Source organism: Pseudochelatococcus sp. B33, from assembly GCF_053570585.1.
This window is the reverse complement of sequence record NZ_JBSEFH010000060.1, coordinates 1-3923: the sequence shown is the minus strand read 5'-3', so window position 1 is coordinate 3923 and position 3923 is coordinate 1. Positions and strand designations below refer to the sequence as shown.

Here is a 3923-nt window from a genome sequence, read left to right as displayed (position 1 = left end):
TCGCGGCTCCCTGAAAACAGCTCGACTTGACGCCGAGTAAATTCCTGAATGATGAAGCTGAAACCTATACGCCTGAAAAATCAGGCGTATTTGGCCTGAACCTCCTGAGCAACCGCTGACGGGACCTGCTCGTAATGGTCAAACTGCATCGTGTAAGTCGCCCGGCCCTGGCTCATGGACCGCAGCGTGTTGACATAACCGAACATGTTGGCGAGCGGCACCATGGCGTCGATCACGACCGCGTTGCCGCGCATGTCCTGGCCCTGGATCTGGCCGCGCCGGGAGTTGAGATCGCCGATGACCGAACCCGTGTAGTCCTCGGGCGTCACGACCTCGACCTTCATCACCGGCTCGAGCAGCACCGATCCGCCTTTCTGCAGGGCCTCGCGCAGCGCCGCGCGAGCCGCGATCTCGAAGGCGAGCGCGGACGAGTCCACCTCGTGGTAGGCGCCGTCGATGAGCTCGATCTTGAGATCGACCACGGGGAAGCCCGCGAGCACGCCCGCGCCGAGCACGCTCTCCAGCCCCTTCTCGACGCCGGGGATGTACTCCTTCGGCACCGCGCCGCCGACGATCTTGGACTCGAACGAGTAACCCGCGCCCGGCTCGGCCGGCTCCACCACCAGCTTGACGCGCGCGAACTGACCCGTGCCGCCCGTCTGCTTCTTGTGGGTGTAGTCGACCTCGACCTTCTTCGAGATGCGCTCGCGATACGCCACCTGCGGCGCGCCGACATTGGCGTCGACCTTGTAGGTGCGGCGCAGGATGTCGACCTTGATGTCGAGGTGCAGTTCGCCCATGCCCTTCAGGATGGTCTGGCCCGACTCGCTGTCCGTCGACACGCGGAAGGACGGATCCTCGGCCGCGAGCTTGGAGAGCGCGATGCCGAGCTTCTCCTGGTCGGCCTTCGACTTCGGCTCGATCGCGATCTCGATGACCGGCTCGGGGAACTCCATGCGCTCCAGAATCACGGGCTTGGCGGTGTCGCACAGGGTGTCACCCGTACGCACTTCCTTGAGGCCCGCGAGCGCGACGATGTCGCCCGCATAGGCTTCCTTGATGTCCTCGCGGTTGTTGGCGTGCATCAGCAGCATGCGGCCGATGCGCTCCTTCTTGTCGCGCGTGGAGTTGAGCACCGAGTCGCCCGCCTTCAGCACGCCCGAATAGATGCGCGAGAAGGTGATCGTGCCGACGAACGGGTCGTCCATGATCTTGAACGCCAGCACCGACAGCGGCTCCTCGTCCGAAGGCTTGCGCTCGGTCGGCTCTTCCGTCTTGAAGTCGATGCCCTTGATCGCGCCACGGTCGATCGGCGACGGCAGGTAGTCCACGACGGCGTCGAGCAGCGGGTGGACGCCGCGGTTCTTGAACGCCGAGCCGCACAGCACCGGGTGGAACGCGCGCGCCTGCACCGCCTTGCGCACCAGCTCGCGCAGGGTGTCCTCGTCCGGCTCCTGGCCTTCGAGATACGCCGCCATGGCATCGTCGTCGAGTTCGACCGCCGCCTCGACAAGCTTGGTGCGGTATTCGGCCGCCTGCTCCTTGAGATCGGCAGGGATCTCCTGCTCCTCGAAATTGCCCTGCGTGTCCGGGTAGACGATCGCCTTCTGGGTGATCAGATCGACCACGCCGATGAAGTCGTTCTCGGAACCGATCGGAATCTGCAGCAGCACGGGCTTGCCGGCCACGCGGTCGACGATCGAATCAGCGCACTTGAACAGGTCGGATCCGACCTTGTCCATCTTGTTGACGAACACGATGCGCGGCACGTCGTACTTGTCGGCCTGACGCCACACGGTCTCGGTCTGCGGCTCTACGCCCTGGCTGCCGTCGAGCACGCACACGGCGCCGTCGAGCACGCGCAGCGAGCGCTCCACCTCGATCGTGAAGTCGACGTGGCCGGGTGTGTCGATGATGTTGAGGCGACGGCCCTTCCAGAAGCAGGTCGTCGCGGCCGACGTGATCGTGATGCCGCGTTCCTGTTCCTGGTCCATCCAGTCCATCGTCGCCGCACCCTCGTGCGTCTCGCCGATCTTGTGGCTCTTGCCGGTGAAGAACAGGATGCGTTCGGTCGTCGTGGTCTTGCCGGCGTCGATATGCGCCATGATTCCGAAGTTGCGGTAATCGGCAATTGCGTGCGTGCGAGACATCGTCGTGGCTCCGTTTGACCCGGTTCGTTACCAGCGATAGTGCGAGAAGGCGCGGTTGGCGTCCGCCATGCGATGCGTGTCTTCACGCTTCTTCACGGCGTTGCCGCGGTTGTTCGACGCGTCGAGAAGCTCCGCCGACAGGCGCTCGACCATGGTACGGTCGTTGCGCGCGCGGGCGGCCTGAATGAGCCAGCGGATCGCCAGAGCCTGGCGACGCTCGCTGCGCACCTCGACCGGAACCTGATAGGTCGCGCCGCCGACGCGCCGGGAACGGACCTCGATCGCCGGGGACACGTTCTCGAGCGCCTGCTTGAACACCGGCAGCGGCTCCGTCTTCAGTTTCTGCTCGATGACATCGAACGCGCCATAGACGATCGCCTCGGCTGCGGACTTCTTGCCATCACGCATAATGGAATTCATGAACTTGGTCACGACGATATCGCCGAACTTCGCGTCCGGGATGATCTCGCGCTTTTCCGCACTATGGCGACGGGACATCGGCTTTCGCTCCGCCTAAACTTGATGGGCAATCAGGACGCCATTCGGCTCGTCCGGATACCCAGAAAAACACCTTCGACGGAAACCGGAAGAACGCCCTGCGATGAAGGCCATTGCCGCCGGCTTCCGCCCTGCCTCGAATTCCGCTTACTTCGGCCGCTTGGCGCCGTACTTGGAGCGGCGCTGCTTGCGGTTCTTGACGCCCTGCGTATCGAGCACGCCACGCAGGATGTGGTAGCGCACGCCCGGCAGGTCCTTGACGCGGCCGCCGCGGATCATGACCACGGAGTGCTCCTGCAGGTTGTGTCCCTCGCCGGGAATGTAACCAATCACCTCGAAACCGTTGGTCAGACGAACCTTGGCGACCTTGCGGAGGGCGGAGTTGGGCTTCTTCGGCGTCGTCGTGTAGACGCGCGTGCAGACACCCCGCTTCTGCGGGCAGGCCTCGAGGGCAGGAACCTTGTTCCGGCTTTTCTGCGCCGTCCGCGGCTTGCGGATCAACTGGCTGATCGTCGGCATACTATCTTCTCTCGCTGTCAACCGCCGGATGGCCGCAACCATCCGTCACGTCGGCCGTTGGCCTAATCATTTCCCAGCGCCCGCAGGCCCTGAACATCCCGATTGCTTCGCGCCGTCAAACCCGATCCCGGCAAGGATACAAATGACAACGCGCTATCGTGCCTGATGCGCATTCGCATCAAGCACATGCACACGCAGAGGACCAAACTTTCGTCCGGTCGTGCTCCAGATCTGACAATCAAGCCTTACTTGCGGCCAGTCGGTGCTTAGAACGGCAACGTTTAGGCTCTATCCATCAAGGCTCGGCGCCTCGAACCAGAACACCTACGGCTTACCGAAAGTCGGACTTCTTTACAGTCAGATTCGCCTCTCGTCAAGGGCGAAACCTGCGGCAAACATCGATCCGCCAACTGAAATCATCAAATCCGAACGCGTCGGCATCCGACGCGCGGTGCAATGAAGATACGACCAAGGAACAGCCGCCGCGCCGAACGCCTGCGCATCAAGCAACAGGCTCGATATCGGCCCGCTCCGGACTGATATCGAGCCTGAACCCGCTTCGAACCTGTCCTGCCGATTGGCAGGAGTGGAGGGACTCGAACCCCCAACCCCCGGTTTTGGAGACCGGTGCTCTAGCCAGTTGAGCTACACTCCTAATCGGATACGCGGTTTGATGAAAGGCTCGGCCGCGTATCCTTCTAACCTGTTTTCGGGAAAAGCGCACCACCGATGATGCGCTGTCCCGACCTGATTCAG

Annotated in this window: 3 protein-coding genes and 1 tRNA gene; all 4 read right to left on the bottom strand. The window is 62.9% G+C overall.

The window, feature by feature from the left end:
* Positions 1-80: 80 nt before the first annotated feature.
* On the bottom strand, positions 81-2150 hold the full coding sequence (fusA, locus tag ACUSIJ_RS29410) for an elongation factor G (RefSeq protein ID WP_449311962.1): 2070 nt from the start codon (positions 2148-2150) through the stop codon (positions 81-83).
* 27 nt (positions 2151-2177) lie between these two features.
* The gene (gene rpsG / locus ACUSIJ_RS29405) at positions 2178-2648 is read right to left on the bottom strand and encodes a 30S ribosomal protein S7 (protein ID WP_449311961.1); all 471 of its coding nucleotides are present in this window, start codon (positions 2646-2648) and stop codon (positions 2178-2180) included.
* Positions 2649-2795: 147 nt separating this feature from the next.
* Entirely contained in the window at positions 2796-3167 is a 372-nt protein-coding gene (gene rpsL, locus ACUSIJ_RS29400; RefSeq protein ID WP_009764294.1) for a 30S ribosomal protein S12, read from the bottom strand.
* Positions 3168-3745: 578 nt separating this feature from the next.
* A tRNA-Trp gene (locus ACUSIJ_RS29395) sits at positions 3746-3822 on the bottom strand.
* Between the last annotated feature and the right edge of the window lie 101 nt (positions 3823-3923).